Source organism: Pseudomonas pichavaramensis, from assembly GCF_050473265.1.
Lineage (GTDB): Bacteria > Pseudomonadota > Gammaproteobacteria > Pseudomonadales > Pseudomonadaceae > Aquipseudomonas.
In genome coordinates, this window is sequence record NZ_JBJKFJ010000002.1 from 279,076 (window position 1) to 298,185 (window position 19,110).

The window sequence follows — 19,110 nt, forward strand, 5'->3', positions numbered from 1 at the left end:
TCGAAACCACTGGTGCTCACGGCGCACCCTAGTGCTCGAGCCCCATGGATTTCAGACCCCGGAAACGCGAGCGGGAGGCCATGGCCTCCCGCTTGCAAGACAAACACTATCGGTCTACTTGGCCTTGTAAATGATTCCCGGACTGCACTGCACCATCTGGTACTTGTCCGGCAGACCATTGAGCGCCTCGGACGCCCCCAGGAACAGGTAGCCACCGGGTTTGAGCGTGGCATGGATGCGCGTGAGGATGTCCTTCTTCACCTCTGCCGAGAAGTAGATCAGCACGTTCCGGCAGAAGACGATATCGAACTTGCCCAACGCCGCATAACTGTCCAACAGGTTGAGCGGACGGAACTCGACACGATTCTTGATTGGCGCCTTGACCTGCCAGCGTCCCGGCCCTCTCGGGTCGAAATAGCGCTGCAAGCGTTCCTGCGACAGGCCACGCCCCATGGCAAGGCTGTCGTACTCACCGGACTTGCAGTTGGCAAGCATCGAAGGCGACAGATCAGTAGCCACGATTTGCATGCCTGCTTTCAACTGACCAAGGTTGGTCCGCTCGAACTCGTCGATGGACATCGACAACGAGTACGGTTCCTGGCCGGAGGAACAGGCTGCGGACCAGATGCGCAGACGTTGCGCTGGGTAGGCCTTGATCAGCTCGGGCAGCACCCGGCTCTTGAGCACCTCGAACGGATAGGTATCGCGAAACCACAGGGTTTCGTTGGTGGTCATGGCATCCACCACCTGCTCGCGCAGCCCCCCACGCGGCTGGCTTTGCATGCGCTGCACCAGCTCGCCCAGGGTTTTGATGCCGTTCTGTTCCATCAGCTTGTTCAGACGACTGGAAACCAGGTACTGCTTGTTGCTGCCAAGCAGAATACCGCAGGCCTTCTCCAGGAAAGTCCTGAACTGCTCGAAATCCAAATTACCTGAAGACACTAGCGCCGCCTCACCAACCCTTACGTTCGCCAAAGGTCATACTCCCTCAGCCCCCATCCACTACTCGAATGCGATCAACCACGCGTGCAGCCAGATCGTCCGGTTTGAACTTGGCCAGGAAGTCGTCCGCACCGACCTTCTTCACCATGGCCTGATTGAACACACCCGAAAGCGAAGTATGCAGGAGGATGTGCAGCTTCTGCATGCGTGGATCGCTACGAATTTCAGTGGTCAAGGTATAGCCATCCATCTCCGGCATCTCGATATCGGAAATCAGCATGAGCAACTCCTTATCGGGATTACGTCCCTCCTCGGCCATGGACTTCAGATAATTGAGTGCCTCGCGGCCGTCGTTAAGCGCCGTCACCTCGACGCCGACAGTCTGCAAGCAGCGTGAAACCTGCTTGCGCGCCACCGACGAGTCATCGACGATCAGCACGTGCTTGGTCACTGCCTGGCTCTGTACCTGATCATCGATGACGCCAGCGGAAATCACTTCGGACGTCGGTGCGACCTCAGCAAGAATCTTTTCGACATCGATGATCTCGACCAGTTGCTGATCCAGCCGCGTGACGGCCGTCAGATAATGGTCACGCCCCGTACCCTTGGGTGGTGGATGAATCTCCTCCCAGTTCATGTTGACGATGCGCTCGACCGAGCGCACCAGAAAGCCCTGAACCTTGGTGTTGTACTCGGTAATGATCACAAAGCTGGTTTTCAAATCCCCCAAGGCCGCCCGACCCGTAGCAATCGAGAGGTCGAGGATGGGAATGGTGCCGCCACGGATATTGGCGACTCCCCGCACCACGGGGCTGGACTTGGGCATGATGGTGAGATTGGGGCACTGCAGTACCTCTTTCACCTTGAATACGTTGATACCGTAAAGCTGCGGGCCCTCCAGGCGAAAAAGCAACAACTCCAAGCGGTTCTGTCCCACCAGTTGAGTTCGCTGGTTAACCGAATCCATCAACCCGGCCATGCCCGGACTCCTCTCGTTTAATAACCCTGTCCCAATGAGCCTAGCAGGCGGCACGGGGCTTGCTTTGTCTTGTTCATGAAGCAGAGAACGTCATCATTCCGTCAGCTACTGGCAAAGTGCCTTATGCCTTTGCCCGTTTTACTCGCTTTGCCGACAATCGGCTACAGCGGCAAAGCGGCAGCGGACTTTACCAGCGCCGATCAGCTTATCGGCGCTACCGAGCGCTTTCTTGAGGAAGCCGTCGTCGATTATCTACAGCGTAGCGAAATCCGCGGACGCCATGAGATTCGTGTGAATCGACTTGACCCTCGCCTGCGCCTGGCTCTGTGCGACGTGCCGCTGACGACCTCACTCGAGAGCCCTGCACAACCGTTAGGACGAGTCACAACACGCGTCCGCTGTGATGGCAGTGCCCCATGGACCGTATTCGTTCCGGCAGAAGTACGTCTCTACCGTCACGTAGCGGTTCTTACCCGGCCCCTCAAGCGCTTGAGCATAGTCAAGGCTTCAGACCTGAATATGGCCGAGCGTGACATAAGCCAACTCTCGCAGGGTTATCTGACAGAACCGGCGCAAGTGATCGGCAAGAAATTGACGCGCCAACTCAACATCAATCAGGTCGTGGCCCCAACTCACCTGGAAGCAGCCGAAGTAATCCGCCGCGGTGATCAAGTTGTGATCAGCGCCGTCGGCTCCAATTTCAATGTGCGAATGCCCGGTGAGGCCCTGACAGACGGGGCTCCTGGCGAGCAGATCAACATCCGCAATCTGCGCTCGCAACGCGTGATTCGCGCCCGGGTCGTGGGTCCGGGCCAGGTCGAGGTCGCCATGTAGGCACGTTTCTTGTAGCGTAAAGGTTCGACGATTCCCTAAACTGTTCGACGACGCGATGAAATTAGTCCTAAAGTTTTCTCGGCAGTGGCCGAAAAGCATGGCAAGCGTCCACCATATCGTCCGAGGTTCTGCATCATGGTCATCGACTTCAACCGGCTGAACAATGCCAATACGCCCGCCAACACGGGTCGTAGCGGCGCGACTCAGGCTGGCAATCGCAATGAGTCGGCACAGCCGAGCAAGGCGCCTGTCACCGGTAGCGATGGACAAACCAACGCCAAGAGTGGCGAACCCGTGCAACTGAGCCGCGAAGCTCAGCAACTGCAAGCGATCGGTGACAAGCTGCGTGACCAGCCGATCGTCAACAAAGAGCGTGTGGCCCAGCTGAAACAGGCCATCGCTGATGGCAGCTATCAGGTCGACAGCAAGCGCGTCGCCCAGAAACTGCTCGACTTCGAATCCCAGCGCTAGTCCATGGGCTGCGCTGGGGGTGTTGGACGCCCGACCCCCAAGAGCCCGCCATGCAAGACACCGCCCTGCTTGACCTGTTCACCACCGATATCGGCACCGCCGAGCAGTTGCTTGAGCTGATCGACAGCGAATTTCAGGCACTGACCGATCGTGACCTCCCTAGCCTTGACCGCCTGCTCAGCGATAAGCAACCGCTTCTCGCGCTCCTGCAGCAGCATGGCAATGAACGCAGTCGCCTGCTGCAGGACGCCAATCTGAGCGCAGACCGCGACGGCCTGACCACGCTGGCGGCGCAATCAGCCATTGGCGATCAGTTACTTGCGCGCAGCGAAGAGTTGTCCACCCTGCTGCAACGCTGCCAGGAGGCCAACCTGCGCAACGGACGACTGATCCGTGCCAACCAGGCTTCTGTCGGTAGCGTGCTCGGTATTCTGCGTGGCGGTGAAACGCCAGGACTCTATGACAGCCGCGGTAGTGCCGCTAAAATCGCGCAGCAAAGGCCGCTCAGTCAGGCCTGAGCACCACCACCACAATAAAAGCACAGGGACATGCAGGCACTTCGCCAGTATTCTAGTGCCGTTGTAGTCTATGACTCGGAGAGTTCCGAACTGTGTCCAGCGCGTTCAACGACGAGAGCGGCCCTCAGCCGCCCAAGGTGCTCAAGACATCCGTCGAGATCATTGCCACCCTGCGTCAATTGCAGCAAAACCACGACCCTCTGGTAATCCAGTTCAAAGGGCGGAGTCAGCGTTTTCAAAGCTACCTTGTCGAGATCGATCGCGATCGCGCCCGCGTGGCGTTGGATGAAATCATCCCGACAGATGGAGAGCGCTTTCTCAAACAGGGCGAAACATTCAACGTCGAAGCCTTTCGCGAAGGTGTACGCGTGGCCTGGACCTGTGAACACGACGTACAACTGGGTGAGCTCGAGGGCGCCCCGTGCTATTGGGCGCCTCTGCCACAAGAGGTTATCTATCATCAGCGCCGCAGCGCCTATCGTGCACCGCTGAAACAGAGCGATCTGGTTAAAGTCGTACTGACCGGCGACAAGCTCCGCGAGGCGCTGCCCGGGCACATGCTCGACGTCTCCGCCACAGGCTGCAAACTGCGTTTCGCCGGCGACCTGACTCAGCAACTGAGCAACGGCCAGGTTCATGAACGCCTGACCGCGCAACTGCCTTTCGGAGCCATTACCTGTGCGGTGGAGTTGCGCCACGTGCAGTACGAAGACAAGGTCGACATGACCTTCGTCGGCACCCGCTTCTATCGCATGAATGGCCTGGAACAGCGCCAGGTCGAGCGCTTCGTCTATCAGCTGCAGCGCGAGGCACGTCGCACCGAAAGCGACGGCACCTTCTGATCCTTTCTACGTAAACGGCCTGTCAGGCCGCGCAACTATTGCGCGGCCCGCTCCGTGTTCTCGGCCTCAGCTGAAGATTCTGCGCTCGGTTCCTGCTGCATCTGCTCCTGCACCGTCTGCTCATCGACCCGCGGATCCAGCGCAGCCACCAGCGGCGAACTGGCGACGTTACCCGGCATGACCACGTGCTGCACCGGCGCATCGTCCACCTGGTGCAGATTGGTGACCACTTCCGGACGAATCCTCCAGACCAGAATCAGCGCGCAGAGACAGACGAACGCATACAGCATGTTGGCGCCGTAAAAGCGCATCAGCAGGCCCGTCAACAAGGGACCGATACAAGCGCCAACCCCGAAGGTGACCAGCAACATGGCGGTCAGCGACACGCGCCGTTCAGGCTCGACATGGTCGTTGGCCAGCGCAACGGCCAGCGGATACAGGCTGAACTGCATCAGACTGACCAGAAAACCGACGACTATCAGCAAGCCGAGAAAGACTTCCGGCAACGCAGCCAACGGCAACGCGGCGAGCAGCAGCAAGACGGCGCAACCGCGAATCAGGCGCACCCGGTCATGCCGATCTGACAGCCAACCCAGCGGCCATTGCACCAGTAGCCCGGCCAGGATGCAGCTCCCCATGAACAAGCCCACCTGCTCGGTGGAGAGTCCCATGCGCGTGGCATACAGCGGCGCCAGACCATAGAACGAGCCAATCAGCAGCCCGGCCACCGAAATGGTGGTCAGCGACAACGGCACCCGGCGCAAGAAGAAACGCAGCTCCAGCGGAGCCGGATGCAACGGGGCCGGGTGCAGTCGCCGCGTCAGCGCTACCGGCACCAGACACAGGGCAAAACACAGGGCGACCAGCATCAACAGCTCAAGCCCCAGGGTCGGGTGCAATACCAGCGCCAATTGTCCGAGAATCAACCCCATGTAGGACGCTGCCATGTAACCGCTGAACACCAGGCCACGCTGCTTGGCGTCGGCCTGCTCGTTGAGCCAGCTCTCGATCACCATGTACTGGCACATCATGCCCAGACCCACCAGCATGCGCAGGAACAGCCAGAACGGCAGCCACTCCACCAGGCCATGCCCGAGTACCGCCGCGGTAACCACCCCAGCGCAGGCCACGTAGGCGCGAATGTGCCCCACCCGGCCGATCAATCGGTGCCCGAGTTTGCCACCCAGCACCAGACCGAAATAGTTGGCCGCCATCAACGCACCGACCCACAGACCATCCACCGTATCGGCCAGTCGCAGGGCCAGGTAGGTACTGAGCAGACCGGAACCCAGCAGCATGAGCAATGTGGCGAAGTACAGCGAACGGAATGACTTCCAGATCAGTCGCATTGACGGATAAAGCTCCTTGTACGCAGGTAACGAAAAACGGCGTCAGGCTTGGCCAGCCAGAACACGACGCTCCCAAGGCGTTATTTCATCGTAGAAGCTGGTCAGCTCCATGCTCTTAGTGGCGATGTAGCCTTCGATGAATTCCGCACCAAACAGTTCGATTGCCAGCTCGCTTCGTTTCAGACGTTCGATGGCGGCATGCATGGTACAGGGTAGCGTCAATTCTTCAGGCACCTCGAACTCTCCCTGAATCGCCGGGCTCGGCTGTAGCTCACGCTGCAGACCATGCAGGCCGGCAGCAAGACTGGCCGCGAGCGCCAGATAAGGATTGGCGTCAGCGCCAGGCAGACGACTCTCCACCCGCCGCGCCACTGGCGCGCTGGCGGGGATGCGCAGCCCCGCCGCGCGGTTGTCCGCCGACCAGCAGGCATTGTTCGGTGACGCATAGGGATGGCACAGGCGCTGGTAGGAATTCACGTGCGGGGCGAACAGCAGGGTGAAATCCGCCAGCGCAGCCTGCTGGCCAGCGATGAAGTGATAGAAGGCCGGCGTCGCCTCCCCGTTGTCAGCACTGAAGATGTTGCGGCCACTGCCCTGCTCCACCACGCTCTGATGAATGTGCATGGAGCTGCCCGGCGTATGCGCCAGGGGTTTGGCCATGCACACCACGGACAATCCGTGCTTGAAACCGACTTCCTTGAGCAGATGCTTGAACAGGAAGGTCTGATCGGCCAGTTGCAGCGCATCGCCATGCAGCAGGTTGATCTCGAACTGGCTGACGCCCATCTCGTGCATGAAGGTATCGCGCGGCAGGCCGAGCGCCTCCATGCAGCGGTAGACATCGGCGAAGAACGGCCGCAGGCCATTGCTGGAACTGACGCTGAACGCCGCGCCACCATCCTCACGGCGGCCATCGAGCCCCAGCGGCGGCAGGAATGGCTGCTGCGGATCGGGGTTGCCGGCGAAGACGAAGAACTCCAGTTCGGTGGCCACGACGGGTTGCCAGCCCTGCTCGGCATAGCGCGCCAGCACGCGCTTGAGCAGGCCACGGGTGGACAGCCCGGAACTGCGCCCGTCCAGCTCGTCCGCGTCGCAGATCGCCAACGCGCGCGGCGGCTCGCTCCAGGGCAGGCGGTGGATCTGGCTCGGCTCGGCATTGAGCAGCAGGTCGCCGTCATCGCTGCCGTAGAAGCGCGCCGCCGGGTAGCCGCCCATGATGCATTGCAGCAACACGCCGCGAGCCAGCTGCAGGCGACGGCCTTCGAGGAAGCCACTGGCGGTCATCACCTTGCCGCGCGGTACCCCGTTGAGGTCGGGGGTGACGCAGTCGATCTCATCGATCCCTTGCAGTAGGATTTCCAATGGGCCGCAGCTGGCAGTGCTCATCTATTGTTGTCCTTGAATCGTGCGGATACCGCCTGACGGCAGCGAGACGTACAAAATACGCATCGCATGTTCAATATTTCAAGCAGTGCAAGCTTATCGAGATGCGACACCGCCTTGCACTCCGTCGCCGAGATCGACCGCCCTGGCTAGAAGCCCATGAAGGCTGTGCTAGAGTCGCGCGCTATTTTTTCGGCCCTGGCTGAAAGTCCTCTCGCCCCGGCGCCCTGCTCGAGCAGCGTGCCCAGCAACCAGAGACCACCCGATGTCCCAAGCCCTCCACCCTGCCCTGCAGCTTCTCAACCGCATCAGCCTGGTGACGCAGATCGTCATCGGCCTGCTGGCAGGCATCGCCCTTGCCTACGTCGCTCCCCAGGCTGCGCTGTCCGTCGGCTTCATCGGCAATGTCTTCGTCTCCGCGCTGAAAGCAGTGGCGCCCATCCTGGTGTTCATCCTGGTGATGGCCTCCATCGCCAACCACCAGCACGGTCAGCAGACCCACATCCGCCCGATTCTGCTGATGTACCTGCTCGGCACCTTCAGCGCCGCGCTGGTGGCCGTCGTCGCCAGCTTCGCCTTCCCCTCGGCACTGGTGCTGAGCAGTCAGGCCGCCGAGCTGTCGCCTCCCGGTGGCATTGGTGAAGTCCTCAAGACCCTGCTGATGAACGTGGTCGACAACCCGATCAATGCGCTGCTCAAGGGCAACTTCATCGGCATCCTGGCCTGGGCCATCGGCCTGGGCTTCGCCTTCCGCCATGCCAGCGCCGGCAGCAAGCAGCTGCTGGGGGACCTGTCGGGCGCGGTCACTTCCATCGTCAAGCTGGTCATCCGCCTGGCCCCGCTGGGCATCTTCGGTCTGGTGGCCGCAACCCTCGCCGAGTCCGGTTTCGACGCCCTGCTCGGCTACCTGCATCTGCTGGTGGTACTGGTCGGCTGCATGCTGCTGGTCGCCCTGGTGGTCAACCCGGCGCTGGTGTACTGGAAGATCCGTCGCAACCCCTATCCGCTGGTCTTCACCTGCCTGCGCGAAAGCGGCCTGACCGCCTTCTTCACCCGCAGCTCGGCGGCGAACATTCCGGTCAACCTGCAACTGTGCCAACGCCTGGGCCTGCACGAGGAAACCTACTCGGTATCGATCCCGCTGGGCGCCACCATCAACATGGCCGGTGCGGCCATCACTATCAGCGTACTGACCCTGGCCGCCGTGCATACGCTGGAAATCCCGGTAGACCTGCCCACCGCCCTGCTGCTTAGCGTGCTGGCCTCGATCAGCGCCTGCGGCGCCTCGGGCGTGGCCGGCGGCTCGCTGCTGCTGATCCCGCTGGCCTGCAGCCTGTTCGGCATCCCCAATGACGTGGCCATGCAGGTCGTCGCCATCGGCTTCATCATCGGCATCGTCCAGGACTCGGCAGAGACCGCGCTGAACTCGTCCACCGATGCGCTGTTCACCGCTGCAGCCTGCCTGGCGGAAGAACAGCGTAAGGCCTGAAAGCAACAGACAGAAGGCTTGCACGTGCGAGCCTTCTGGACTTCGGGTGGCGACACATCGGGCACCGGCAAAGGGAAAATTGATAACGATTAGCGTTTGAATTAGATTGACGCCTTTCGCAACCCACCGCGGACGGCTTCATGTTCGAATTGCAAAGCGTCAGTTTCAGCATCCCTGAACGTACCCTGCTGCATCCCCTGAACCTGCACATCGACGCCGGACGCATGGTCGGCCTGATCGGCCACAACGGCTCCGGCAAGTCCACCCTGATCAAGTTACTCGCCCGCCAGCAGTCGCCCAGCGGTGGCCATATCCTGCTCGACGGCAAGCCTCTGGCAAGCTGGGGCCAGCGCGACTTCGCCCGTCAGGTGGCCTATCTGCCTCAGCAGTTGCCGCAGACCGAAGGGCTGACCGTACGCGAGCTCGTGGGGTTCGGTCGCTATCCCTGGCACGGTGCCCTTGGCCGTCTGGGCGACGAAGACCGGGCGCACATCAAGCGCGCTATGGCGCTGACCGATACCAGCGATTTTGCCGATCGCTTGGTCGACCATCTGTCCGGGGGGGAGCGCCAGCGCGTCTGGCTGGCCATGTTGCTGGCGCAGAACAGCCGTTACCTGCTGCTCGACGAACCCACCTCAGCGCTGGACATCGCCCACCAGGTGGAAGTGCTCTCGCGCGTCCACGACCTCAGCCGTGAGCTGGGTCTGGGTGTGCTGGTGGTGCTGCACGACGTCAACATGGCTGCGCGCTATTGCGACCATCTACTGGCCCTGCACAGCGGTCGTCTGCTGGCCCAAGGCAGCCCGGCCGAGCTGATGCACGGCGAGACCCTGGAGCGCATCTACGGCGTGCCCATGGGGATAATGGCCAATCCTGCGGACGGATCGCCGATCAGCTACCTGCAATGACCCAGGGCTAGCGGTCACCTGTATAAGGCAGAGGCTGATCGAGCAAGGGACAGTTGTCGCAATGCTCGAGGCTGTCCAGACGATAACGAATGCAGCACACCCTGCGTTGGCGCCAGAGACCGTCGGGACGCAGCGCCTGGCTTACCTGCCGATACCGAACCGGGCTGAACAGGGGGTTGCGAACACCATCGGCGCATCGCTCCTGCTCCATCAGCTCGTGACCGTGAACCAACAGCGATGAGGGCAGGACCTTGCCCATTTCACCTACGAACCACTCCAGGTAATTGCCGGCGTTGCTCCAGAGCACCTTGGGTGACAGCCGTGCCTCAGTCGCCAGTATCTGGATAAACGCCTGCAGATGCCCGGTCAGCTCGGCGAAGCGCTGAAAGGCATCTGAGGGTGGAACAGCAAACGGTTCACCATCACCGGGTAACTTGAAGGCCTGTGGCAGCCCCTGCTCGTCCAACACCACCTCAATCTCATCGAGCGCCAAGGGTAGACGACGTCCCAACACCAGCGCGGCAGCGACCACTGGAGGAATCAGTCGCACCAGATAGTGCTTGGACCACTGCGAGACCAGTGCTCGACGATCCTGCCCGACATGCAAGGGGTCGAACCGCAGCAGCACAGTATCGAGTTGAGCCGTTTGCAGCAGCCGACGCACCGGCAGCGACGGGCGCGGGTCTTCGAAGGTAGTCAGCACGTCGCGGTAACTGGCGAACTCGCCAAAAAACAGCGGAGCAAGAGCCGCGATCATCGCCTCCCCCTGCGAGCTCGAGAGAATCTACTCAGCACAATCGGCATCGCTCGAAGAAGCGCTCGCGACTCTGCACCATCAATGCGGCGCGTTTGTGCGGAAAATCGAATTCCTTCTCCAGCCAGAAGCCGAGACGCTGCATGTGGCTAATCATCCGCTGATTGTCGGCACGCGGCTCGGCGACGATGCGCTGGGTACGGGGCTCATCCAGCAGCAGATAATGCACCAGAGCCGATAGCCAGCTTTCCACCTTGTGCGGCCCGCGATGCCCCTCCTCGCCAACCAGCATGTGAATGCCGCGGTCGTAGTCAGCGACAGCATAGAACGGCGCGATGCGGTCTTCCTTGGCCCAGTAAGCTTCGAAATAGGCGAACGGCTGATCGTCAAAACACCCGATCATCGTCAACACATGCGGATCGGCCGCCAGCCGCTGGAGATATTCGCGGTGCTGCTCGAGGCTGCCCTGTTCCTGCCAAAACTCGGCCACCCGAGGGTGATTCTGCCAGCGATTGAAGCGTTCAAGGTCGGCCTCGATATCAAGCGCACGCAGCGAGATCCAACTGCCCAGACACCTGTCGAAGCGACGATACAGTTCGCCATTGGGCTTCGGTGGGCGCTGCGGATGACGCCGCCCATCACTGAGCACGAAGCGCTGCGGATAGCTCTCGCTGGCCGCCCCGCGTCGCCAGGGCATTGGCAACTGCCAGAACATCGAGCGCTGCACCTGCCAGACGCCACCCGCCTCAGGACTGAGCAGCCCCTGTTGCACCAGCGCAGCAGGACAATCCTCGAGCCTCAGCAACAGTCGTTGGCAGGCAGGATCGATGGCGAACGCCTGATAGGAGAAAGCCCAGAGCGCCAGCGGCATGTCATGCCCCTGCAACCACCAAACCTCGTCCTGACGCTCGGCGCGCAACAGCGGCTGCCCATCCAGCGACAGGCTCAGCTCATCCGCACTGCCATCGACCAGAAGCACGCGCCCATCGGGCAAGGGCAGAGAAACATCGGTCATGGATATAACCTCGAAAACCTGAAGACGAATGGCCAATGAAAATATTTAGTCGAGCTCACTCAGGCGCTTTCCAGCGCCCGGGCCTGAGTCGCAGCCGCTGCAGGCAAGTGCTCGAACAGCGAATGGGCAATCTCCTCAGCGCGCATCGGCAATACCGACAGCAAGGTGTCGCTTAGCCCATGACTGCTCTGACTGAACCCCTGCAGGTAGACACCCGCTCGAAGTTGCGCATCAGCACGCACACGGTAGTCACGCTCGACCTGGAAATCGCCCAGGTATTTCTGCAGCGGCGCCAGCAACTCGCGGTGAGAACTGCGCTCATAACCGGTGGCGAGGATCACCGCATCGTAACGCTTGCTCTCAATATCACCGGTGGCACTGTCGCGTAGCGCCAACTCAACCCCCTCGCCGCTGGCGCGGGCGCTTTCAACCGTGCGTCGGCACAGGAAGCCATGACGCGCCAGCTTGGCCACCTTCTGCCGATAGAAGATGCCGTAGATACGTTCGATCAGATCCAGATCGACCACCGAGTAATTGGTGTTGTGGTACTCCTGAATCAGTTTTTCGCGCTCGGCCTCAGGCTCGTTGAATACCAGGTCGGTGTAGTCGGGGGTGAATATCTCGTTGACGAATGGGCTGTCGTCAGCCGGTTTTAACACGGCCGCACGCAGAATCATGTCCACTTGCACCGACGGATAACTGTCGTTGAGGTCGATGAAAGCCTCCGCCGCGCTCTGCCCACCACCAACCACGGCAATGCGCATCGGTTGATGGCGAGTACAGGGCTGGCTGGCCATGCGCTCCAAATACTGGGCGTGATGGAAGACCCGGGCGTCGTCACGCAGATGGGTGAAGGCAGACGGAATCCGCGGAGTCCCGCCGGTACTGAGGACAATGGATCGCGCCAGGCGGAAGCGTTCGTTGCCCTGACTGTCGACGGAGATCACCCGTAACTGGTCGATGCCCTGAGCAGCATGCACCGGCTCGACGCGGACCACCGACTCGCCGTAAGCGCACTGATCGGCGAATTGCTGGCCGACCCAGCGCAGGTAGTCGTTGTACTCCAGCCGGCACGGGTAGAAGGTGCCAAGGTTGATGAAATCGACCAGACGCCCCTGCGCATGCAAGTAGTTGACGAAGCTGTAGGGGCTGCTGGGGTTGCGCAGCGTCACCAGATCCTTGAGGAAGGAAATCTGCAACTCACTCTGGCTCACCAGGGTATTGCCGTGCCAGCGGTAATCCTGCTGCCGATCGAGAAACAGCGCGTGATAAACACGCCCTTCCCGCTCGGCCTGCTCCTGCAGGGCAATAGCCAGTGCCAGATTGGAGGGGCCGAAACCAATGCCGAGCACGTCGTAGGTAGGAACGATCAACTGAGTCATGATGCCTGTGTCCTTTAGCCGTTTGCCACGAACAAGCCATGGGCCTGCCTGGGATAGTCCGCTTGCTCGGCCTTACGGCATGAGGCTGCGGTCTTGAAGAAAAGACGAGACAGGCGCTCAGAAATTTATAATCATTCTCATTATTGATGTTTGATCGACAGTCCGATCTCAACCCACCCACTGGCGCAGGCGTATGCGGCAATGTTTCATCGCATTGACGATATGCTTCTCCACCATGTCGCGAGAGATGCCCATACGCTCGGCGATCTCGGCATGAGAGCAACCTTCCATCTTGCGCAACAGAAATGCCTGACGACAAACCGGCGGCAGCTCGTCCAATGCCCGCCTCAGCAGCCTCAGCTGCTGCGCCTGACTGGCCTGAATCTGGGGATCACAGGCATCGTCGAGCGCGTCATGCTCCAGAGATTCGAGCGGCTCGTCGGCGCGCACCTGCGCACGCCGATAGCGGTCGACACTCAGGTTGATGGCGGTACGGAAAAGAAAGGCGCGCGGCTGCTCGATGACATCCATGGTCTTTCGCTCGAGCAGCCGCAGAAAACTTTCCTGAGCCAGATCCGCAGCCGCCTGGCGATCACCCAACGTACGACTGAGGTAGCGGATCAATTCTTGGTAATGCTGTATCACAACGCTCTCTGAATCCCTGACGGAACCGCCCCGCGCAGGTTCCTGATGTGTCATGGCAACAGACACTTGCTGACAGCCTGGGCCAGCGATACTTATAATCACTCGCATTTTGTGCAAATGAAAGCCTGGGATGCCCGAATGATCGAGCAGCAATCCACCGACGAAGACGAGCGCCTCAGCGCCGAGGCGGCGTACTGGTGCGCGCGTCTGCATGATGTGGACTGCACTGCCGAGGAACGCCAGGCCTTCGCTCGCTGGATAGCCGCTGACCCCAGTCACCAGCACGAGTACGACGCCATGCTGGTGATCTGGCAATTGGCCGATCAACTACGCCCGACACACGCCCCCATGCCTCGGCACGCACCAATCCGCCCCCGCCGCCAACGCAGCCCTTGGCGCGCAGCCAGAATAGCCACTGCCGCCATGCTGGGCGCCGTGACCATCTGGCTAGGCGGTTGGTCGGCTGGCCTGCTGCCGGCCCAGGTTGGCTACTACGCGGCACAGGACACCCCGCGCAAAGTCATATTGGCAGACGGCTCGCACGTTCAGCTCAACAGTCACAGCCGACTGATCTTCGCCACCTTTCGCGACCGCCGCAGTGCCTGGCTCAAGAACGGCGGCGAAGGCTACTTCGAGGTCACCCACAACAGCGAACAGCCGTTCAGCGTGCTGACCGGCAATGGCCAAGTCCGTGTCACCGGTACCCGCTTCAATGTCTGGACGGATGATCTGCAGATGCTGGTCAGCCTGCTTGAAGGTGCCGTGGTGGTCAGCCCACCAGAGGGCGTCCAGAGCGGCCAGGCGCAGCTTTCGCCCGGCATGCAGGCGCGCTACCGCCATGGAAGCAACCAGATCGATGTGGAACAGGCGAGCACCACCAGTGCCATTGCCTGGATCGAAGGAAAACTGGTGCTGGATGATCTGGCATTGAGCGTCGCCCTGCCACTGATCAACCGCTACCTCGAGCAGCCGGTACGCCTGGGCGACGCAGCCAGTGGCAACCTGCGCATCGGCGGTATCTACCGAACCGATGATCTCCAGGCCCTGATCGAATCATTGCCGACCGTGCTGCCTATAGAAGTCAAACGTCACGATGACGGTGGTTTGGTACTGAAGAGCCGCTACGCGCCGCTCTAGCCGAACGCTCCATGCACTTCAAACAGGATGATGCCGGATTTGCACGTAGAACGAAGTTCGTGCTGCAAGACACTCATCCAGGGTTTTCTTTGAGTTTTCTCTCGCCTTATCCGTCTTAACAGGAACGATTCGGGTTTGCAGTCATTTCGATTGCAACCGCGTCGCCCCGTTTTCCGGCGCAGCCCTGCGCCGAGCCTCAGGACTGGATGATGCAGACACCTCCGCAAAGTACATTCCGCGAACTCTTCCGGCTGTTACGCCCGTTCGCGCCACAACTCGCCGCAGCCACCCTGCTGGGCATTCTTGGCGGCGCCAGCATCACGGCACTGCTGGCCACCATCAACTACAGCCTGCATTCCGATGACGGCATGCACAGCGCCCTGCTGTTAGGTTTCGCCGGACTCTGCCTCCTGGCTCTGGTGGGCTCTATCGTGTCCGACATTGGCACCAACTATGTCGGTCAGCATGTTATCGCGCGCCTGCGCAAGGATCTGGGCAGCAAGATCATCTCGGCACCGATCGACCAGATCGAGCGCTACCGCAGTCATCGCCTGATCCCGGTGCTGACCCACGACATCGACACCATCAGCGACTTCGCTTTCGCTTTCGCGCCACTGGCAGTGTCGCTCACCGTCACCCTCGGCTGCCTGGGCTATCTGGCCTCACTGTCGCTGCCCATGTTCCTCACCACTGCCCTGGCTATCGTCATCGGTAGCGCCATCCAGTACGTCGCGCGCAGCAAGGGTATCCGCGGTTTCTTCCAGGCCCGCGACGCCGAGGACGACCTGCAGAAGCACTACCGCGCCATGGCCGAAGGCGCCAAGGAATTGCGCATCAGCCGTCCGCGCCGTTTCCAGCACTACAGCGAACGCCTGCAGGGCACAGCCGAGCGCATCTGCGACATCCAGATCCGCTCGATCAACCTGTTCGTGATCGCCAAGGGGTTCGGCTCAACCCTGTTCTTCATCGTCATCGGTGTAGCCCTGGCTTACCAGAGCTTCTGGCCGAGCACCGACAAGGCTACACTGAGCGGCTTCATCCTGGTACTGCTGTACATGAAGGGGCCACTGGAGCATCTGATTGGCCAGTTGCCCATCGTCAGCCGCGCTCAAGTGGCCTTCCGCCGCATCGCCGAGCTGTCGCAGCGCTTCTCTTCGCCGGAACCCAACCTGCTGCTGCGAGACGACGGCCGCAGCGCACCGCCCATGCGAGGTATCGACCTGCGCGGCCTGCACTACCGATACCCCACCGAAGACGGCGGCGAAGGCTTTGGCGTTGGCCCGGTGGATCTGCATATCCGCCCCGGTGAGATCCTCTTCATCGCTGGCGAGAACGGTTGCGGCAAAACCACCCTGATCAAATTACTGCTGGGCCTCTATGTGCCCAAGGGCGGTACGTTGCTGCTCAACGGCGAGATGGTGACAGACGCTAATCGCGATGATTACCGCCAACTGTTCACCACCATCTTCGCTGACTACTTCCTGTTCGAGGATCTGCTCAAGGGCAGTCAGGACATACCGTCCGAAGCCAACCGCTACCTGGAGCGCCTGGAGATCGCCCACAAGGTCAGCCTGAACGACCACAACTACTCGACCACCGACCTTTCCACGGGCCAACGTAAACGCCTGGCGCTGGTGCAAGCCTGGCTGGAGAAACGTCCGGTGCTGGTGTTCGACGAGTGGGCTGCCGACCAGGATCCGGAGTTCCGCCGCATCTTCTATACCGAGCTGCTACCAGAGCTTCGGGCTCAGGGCCGCACCTTGATCGTGATCTCCCACGACGACCGCTACTTCCACGTAGCCGACCGCCTCCTGCAAATGGCCTCGGGGCGAATCGTTTCGCTGCAGCAACAGCATCGCGGCACCGCCGAACACGCCACTGAGAGCACTCCCGCCGGGTAAGGCGCCAGCAAAGCACGAGCGTGAAATTTCTTTTCCGGTTTCTTCTTACTCGTGCGTCTTAAAGCAAATCATTCTAATTAAAACCAACACTACATAGACAATTCAGGAGTACAGCAGTGCGCTCATCCAGCTATTTCTCTCCGTCCGCGAACACGCTCAAACCTCTGGCTCGCCTGGTGCGCGCCACTGCGTTCGGCCTGGCACTTGGGGCTTCTGCACCGCTGCTGGCCGAGCCCGTACGTATCGACCTACCCGCTCAACCGCTGGCCTCGGCACTGACCAGTCTGGGGGCGCAGACCGAACTGCAGATTCTGTTCAACCCGGCCCAACTCAGCCGCCTACGCAGCAAGGCCGTGGTTGGCGAAATGGAGGCCTTACAGGCTCTGGACGCCCTGCTCGAAGGCACCGGCGTGCGTTATCAGCTCGACGGTAATCGCGTCAGCCTGTTTACCAGCACGGGCGACAATGCCCTGGCCCTGCCCGAGCAGGTAATCGAAGGGCGTAGCGAAGGACAGAACAGTTTCGTCCCCAAAACCAGCAACAGCGCCAGCAAAACCAACACCTCGTTACTGGGAATTCCTCAGTCGGTATCGGTGATTACCCGCGCCCAGATCGAAGCCCAGGGCGCACAGACAGTCACCGAAGCGCTGCGTTATGTACCAGGGGTTAAGGTGGAGACTTACGGCCTCGATCCGAAAGGCTACGACTGGCTGTTCATTCGCGGCTTCAATGGCCAGAGCACCAGTGATTACCTCAATGGCCTGCGCCAGCAAAGCAACGACTACGCCATGTTTCGCAGCGAACCCTATGCACTCGAAAGAGTCGATGTGGTTCGCGGCCCCGCCTCGACCCTCTTCGGCCAAGGTGATGCTGGCGGGGTTATCAACCGGGTCAGCAAGAGACCTACCGCCAACCAGGTCAACGAAGTTCAGCTCACTGCCGGCAGCCATGAGCGCCGCCAGGGTCAGTTCGACGTGGGGGGCGCGCTCGATGAGCAGAACCAGTTTCTCTACCGCGTCGTCGGTCTATACCGCGAAGCCAACACCCAGGTGGAGTATGACGATGGTCATGAGCTGGAAGATGATCGCCAGTATATCGCACCGTCCTTCACCTGGGCGCCAAACGAGGACACCAGCCTGACGCTGCTCACCGACTTCCTGCGTGATCGCAACGGCGGCAGCCTGTTCGTCTACACCAAGCCCAACGGTCACACCACCGATACGCTGCTCGGCGACCACAGCTTCAACCGCTTCGATCAGGATCAGTACAACCTCGGCTACGAGTTTCGCCACCGCTTCAACGATGCGCTGGAGTTCCGCCAGAACCTACGCTATGGCCAGGTGGACCTGACGTTCAACAACCTGCTGCCGGCACTGATCGATACCGCAAGTGGCACTGTGATTCGCACCGCTGACCGCCGCCAGCAGCATATGAACACCTTTGCCGTCGACAACCAGCTGCAGGCCGACTTCAATACCGGCTCGATCCGCCATACCTTGCTCACTGGCCTGGACTACAGCTGGCAGAACGCCGATATCAAGTTCTACCGCAATCTGCCGCAAGGCTTCGGCGGCCAAACCCCGGCGCTGAACGTGAACAACCCGATTTATGGCCAACCAATTACAACGCCTGGTCCGGGTAACTCACTGACTCAGGCCAACTACGATCAAACCATCGAACAACTCGGTGCCTACGCCCAAGATCAGATCCACTTCGACGATCACTGGCTGCTGACCCTTGGCGGCCGCCACGACCGGGTGCGCAACGACTTCGACAACAACATCCAAGGCGGTCGATCCACCAACCAGAAAGACGATGCCTTTACTGGTCGCGTGGGCCTGACCTACCTCACCAGCTTTGGCCTGGCGCCCTATATCAGCTACGCCGAGTCCTTCGCACCCAATAGTGGAGTGAGCCGCCTGGGCAACACATTCGACCCGAGCGAGGCCAATCAATGGGAAGTGGGGGTGAAGTACCAGCCGCATGACGACCTTCTGCTGACTCTGGCAGCCTTCGATCTGATCAAGACCAACATCCTTACCCCCGAGCGCGACAGCAACGGTGCAACCACAGGCTTCAATGTTGCAGAAGGTAAACAGCGCTCGCGTGGCATCGAGGCCGAGGCTCGCCTCAAGCTGGACGAACACTGGGATATCCTCGGCTCGTACACCTACACCAAGGCACAGATCACCCGCAGCAACGACGGCAACCAGGGCAACCGCCCGGCCAACGTGCCGGAACACATGGCCTCGGCCTGGGTGAACTACAACTTCACCGACGGCTCGCTGCGGGGGCTGACCCTGGGCGCGGGTGCCCGTTACGTCGGCTCGATGTATGGCAACAACGCCAATACTTTCGGGGCCGACAGCTACACCCTGTTCGATGCGTCAGCCAGCTACAAACTGACGCCACAGGTCACGCTGGCCGTGTACGCGCAAAACCTGCTGAACGAGGACTACACAGCCACCTGCGACGCGGCCACCAGTTGCTACCTCGGCCTGGAACGCAACCTGATGACCAGCGTCAAGTACAGCTGGTAACCAGGTGCAAAGCCCGGCACC

Annotated in this window: 17 protein-coding genes; 9 read left to right on the forward strand and 8 right to left on the reverse strand. The window is 60.7% G+C overall.

Features of this window, described 5'->3' with window-relative positions:
- Positions 1-114: 114 nt before the first annotated feature.
- Positions 115-942 carry a protein-glutamate O-methyltransferase CheR gene (gene cheR / locus ACJRW5_RS04855; RefSeq protein ID WP_484569397.1) on the reverse strand — a complete coding sequence of 276 codons (828 nt, stop codon included), beginning with the start codon at positions 940-942 and terminating at the stop codon, positions 115-117.
- 46 nt (positions 943-988) lie between these two features.
- Positions 989-1,921 (reverse strand): chemotaxis protein CheV, encoded by a 933-nt coding sequence (locus ACJRW5_RS04860; RefSeq protein ID WP_484569398.1) that lies wholly within the window; start codon positions 1,919-1,921, stop codon positions 989-991.
- Positions 1,922-1,996: 75 nt separating this feature from the next.
- Between ACJRW5_RS04860 and flgA the strand changes: the two genes are divergently transcribed.
- From flgA to ACJRW5_RS04880, 4 genes are all read left to right on the forward strand, one after another.
- On the forward strand, positions 1,997-2,755 hold the full coding sequence (gene flgA, locus ACJRW5_RS04865) for a flagellar basal body P-ring formation chaperone FlgA (RefSeq protein WP_484569399.1): 759 nt from the start codon (positions 1,997-1,999) through the stop codon (positions 2,753-2,755).
- A 135-nt stretch (positions 2,756-2,890) separates the two neighbouring features.
- Positions 2,891-3,226 (forward strand): flagellar biosynthesis anti-sigma factor FlgM, encoded by a 336-nt coding sequence (flgM, locus tag ACJRW5_RS04870; protein ID WP_484569400.1) that lies wholly within the window; start codon positions 2,891-2,893, stop codon positions 3,224-3,226.
- A 50-nt stretch (positions 3,227-3,276) separates the two neighbouring features.
- Positions 3,277-3,744, forward strand: a complete 468-nt coding sequence (locus tag ACJRW5_RS04875) for a flagella synthesis protein FlgN (protein WP_484569401.1) — start codon at positions 3,277-3,279, stop codon at positions 3,742-3,744.
- 92 nt (positions 3,745-3,836) lie between these two features.
- Positions 3,837-4,586, forward strand: coding sequence for a flagellar brake protein (locus tag ACJRW5_RS04880; RefSeq protein ID WP_484569402.1), 750 nt, complete (start codon positions 3,837-3,839; stop codon positions 4,584-4,586).
- A gap of 35 nt (positions 4,587-4,621) precedes the next feature.
- Here ACJRW5_RS04880 and ACJRW5_RS04885 read toward each other — a convergent pair whose 3' ends face one another.
- Complete coding sequence (locus tag ACJRW5_RS04885) at positions 4,622-5,935, reverse strand: MFS transporter (RefSeq protein WP_484569403.1); 1,314 nt, start codon at positions 5,933-5,935, stop codon at positions 4,622-4,624.
- A 42-nt stretch (positions 5,936-5,977) separates the two neighbouring features.
- Positions 5,978-7,219, reverse strand: a complete 1,242-nt coding sequence (locus tag ACJRW5_RS04890) for a glutamine synthetase family protein (protein WP_484569575.1) — start codon at positions 7,217-7,219, stop codon at positions 5,978-5,980.
- Positions 7,220-7,583: 364 nt separating this feature from the next.
- Between ACJRW5_RS04890 and sstT the strand changes: the two genes are divergently transcribed.
- Entirely contained in the window at positions 7,584-8,807 is a 1,224-nt protein-coding gene (gene sstT, locus ACJRW5_RS04895) for a serine/threonine transporter SstT (RefSeq protein ID WP_484569404.1), read from the forward strand.
- Positions 8,808-8,947: 140 nt separating this feature from the next.
- On the forward strand, positions 8,948-9,715 hold the full coding sequence (locus ACJRW5_RS04900) for an ATP-binding cassette domain-containing protein (RefSeq protein WP_484569405.1): 768 nt from the start codon (positions 8,948-8,950) through the stop codon (positions 9,713-9,715).
- A 7-nt stretch (positions 9,716-9,722) separates the two neighbouring features.
- Here ACJRW5_RS04900 and fhuF read toward each other — a convergent pair whose 3' ends face one another.
- The 4 genes from fhuF to ACJRW5_RS04920 all read right to left on the reverse strand — a co-directional run bounded on the left by fhuF (position 9,723) and on the right by ACJRW5_RS04920 (position 13,565).
- Positions 9,723-10,472 (reverse strand): siderophore-iron reductase FhuF, encoded by a 750-nt coding sequence (gene fhuF, locus ACJRW5_RS04905; RefSeq protein WP_484569406.1) that lies wholly within the window; start codon positions 10,470-10,472, stop codon positions 9,723-9,725.
- A gap of 31 nt (positions 10,473-10,503) precedes the next feature.
- Positions 10,504-11,484: a GNAT family N-acetyltransferase gene (locus tag ACJRW5_RS04910; RefSeq protein ID WP_484569407.1), complete on the reverse strand. Its 981-nt coding sequence runs from the start codon at positions 11,482-11,484 to the stop codon at positions 10,504-10,506.
- A gap of 59 nt (positions 11,485-11,543) precedes the next feature.
- Positions 11,544-12,866 (reverse strand): lysine N(6)-hydroxylase/L-ornithine N(5)-oxygenase family protein, encoded by a 1,323-nt coding sequence (locus ACJRW5_RS04915; RefSeq protein ID WP_484569408.1) that lies wholly within the window; start codon positions 12,864-12,866, stop codon positions 11,544-11,546.
- Positions 12,867-13,034: 168 nt separating this feature from the next.
- Positions 13,035-13,565 (reverse strand): sigma-70 family RNA polymerase sigma factor, encoded by a 531-nt coding sequence (locus ACJRW5_RS04920; protein ID WP_484569409.1) that lies wholly within the window; start codon positions 13,563-13,565, stop codon positions 13,035-13,037.
- Between the two features lie 84 nt (positions 13,566-13,649).
- Here ACJRW5_RS04920 and ACJRW5_RS04925 point away from each other — a divergent pair, with 84 nt between their 5' ends.
- From ACJRW5_RS04925 to ACJRW5_RS04935, 3 genes are all read left to right on the forward strand, one after another.
- Positions 13,650-14,648 (forward strand): FecR family protein, encoded by a 999-nt coding sequence (locus ACJRW5_RS04925; protein ID WP_484569410.1) that lies wholly within the window; start codon positions 13,650-13,652, stop codon positions 14,646-14,648.
- Between the two features lie 209 nt (positions 14,649-14,857).
- Positions 14,858-16,549, forward strand: a complete 1,692-nt coding sequence (locus tag ACJRW5_RS04930; RefSeq protein ID WP_484569411.1) for a cyclic peptide export ABC transporter — start codon at positions 14,858-14,860, stop codon at positions 16,547-16,549.
- 116 nt (positions 16,550-16,665) lie between these two features.
- Entirely contained in the window at positions 16,666-19,089 is a 2,424-nt protein-coding gene (locus tag ACJRW5_RS04935; protein WP_484569412.1) for a TonB-dependent siderophore receptor, read from the forward strand.
- Positions 19,090-19,110: the final 21 nt, after the last annotated feature.

Coding starts and splice junctions, on each gene's coding strand:
- ACJRW5_RS04900 (WP_484569405.1), top strand. CDS start 8,948: ATGTTCGAATTGCAAAGCGTCAGTTTCAGCATCCCTGAACGTACCCTG.
- ACJRW5_RS04920 (WP_484569409.1), bottom strand. CDS start 13,565: ATGACACATCAGGAACCTGCGCGGGGCGGTTCCGTCAGGGATTCAGAG.
- ACJRW5_RS04930 (WP_484569411.1), top strand. CDS start 14,858: ATGCAGACACCTCCGCAAAGTACATTCCGCGAACTCTTCCGGCTGTTA.
- ACJRW5_RS04925 (WP_484569410.1), top strand. CDS start 13,650: ATGATCGAGCAGCAATCCACCGACGAAGACGAGCGCCTCAGCGCCGAG.
- sstT (WP_484569404.1), top strand. CDS start 7,584: ATGTCCCAAGCCCTCCACCCTGCCCTGCAGCTTCTCAACCGCATCAGC.
- fhuF (WP_484569406.1), bottom strand. CDS start 10,472: ATGATCGCGGCTCTTGCTCCGCTGTTTTTTGGCGAGTTCGCCAGTTAC.
- ACJRW5_RS04875 (WP_484569401.1), top strand. CDS start 3,277: ATGCAAGACACCGCCCTGCTTGACCTGTTCACCACCGATATCGGCACC.
- ACJRW5_RS04860 (WP_484569398.1), bottom strand. CDS start 1,921: ATGGCCGGGTTGATGGATTCGGTTAACCAGCGAACTCAACTGGTGGGA.
- ACJRW5_RS04890 (WP_484569575.1), bottom strand. CDS start 7,219: ATGACCGCCAGTGGCTTCCTCGAAGGCCGTCGCCTGCAGCTGGCTCGC.
- ACJRW5_RS04885 (WP_484569403.1), bottom strand. CDS start 5,935: ATGCGACTGATCTGGAAGTCATTCCGTTCGCTGTACTTCGCCACATTG.
- flgM (WP_484569400.1), top strand. CDS start 2,891: ATGGTCATCGACTTCAACCGGCTGAACAATGCCAATACGCCCGCCAAC.
- flgA (WP_484569399.1), top strand. CDS start 1,997: ATGAAGCAGAGAACGTCATCATTCCGTCAGCTACTGGCAAAGTGCCTT.
- ACJRW5_RS04915 (WP_484569408.1), bottom strand. CDS start 12,866: ATGACTCAGTTGATCGTTCCTACCTACGACGTGCTCGGCATTGGTTTC.
- ACJRW5_RS04910 (WP_484569407.1), bottom strand. CDS start 11,484: ATGACCGATGTTTCTCTGCCCTTGCCCGATGGGCGCGTGCTTCTGGTC.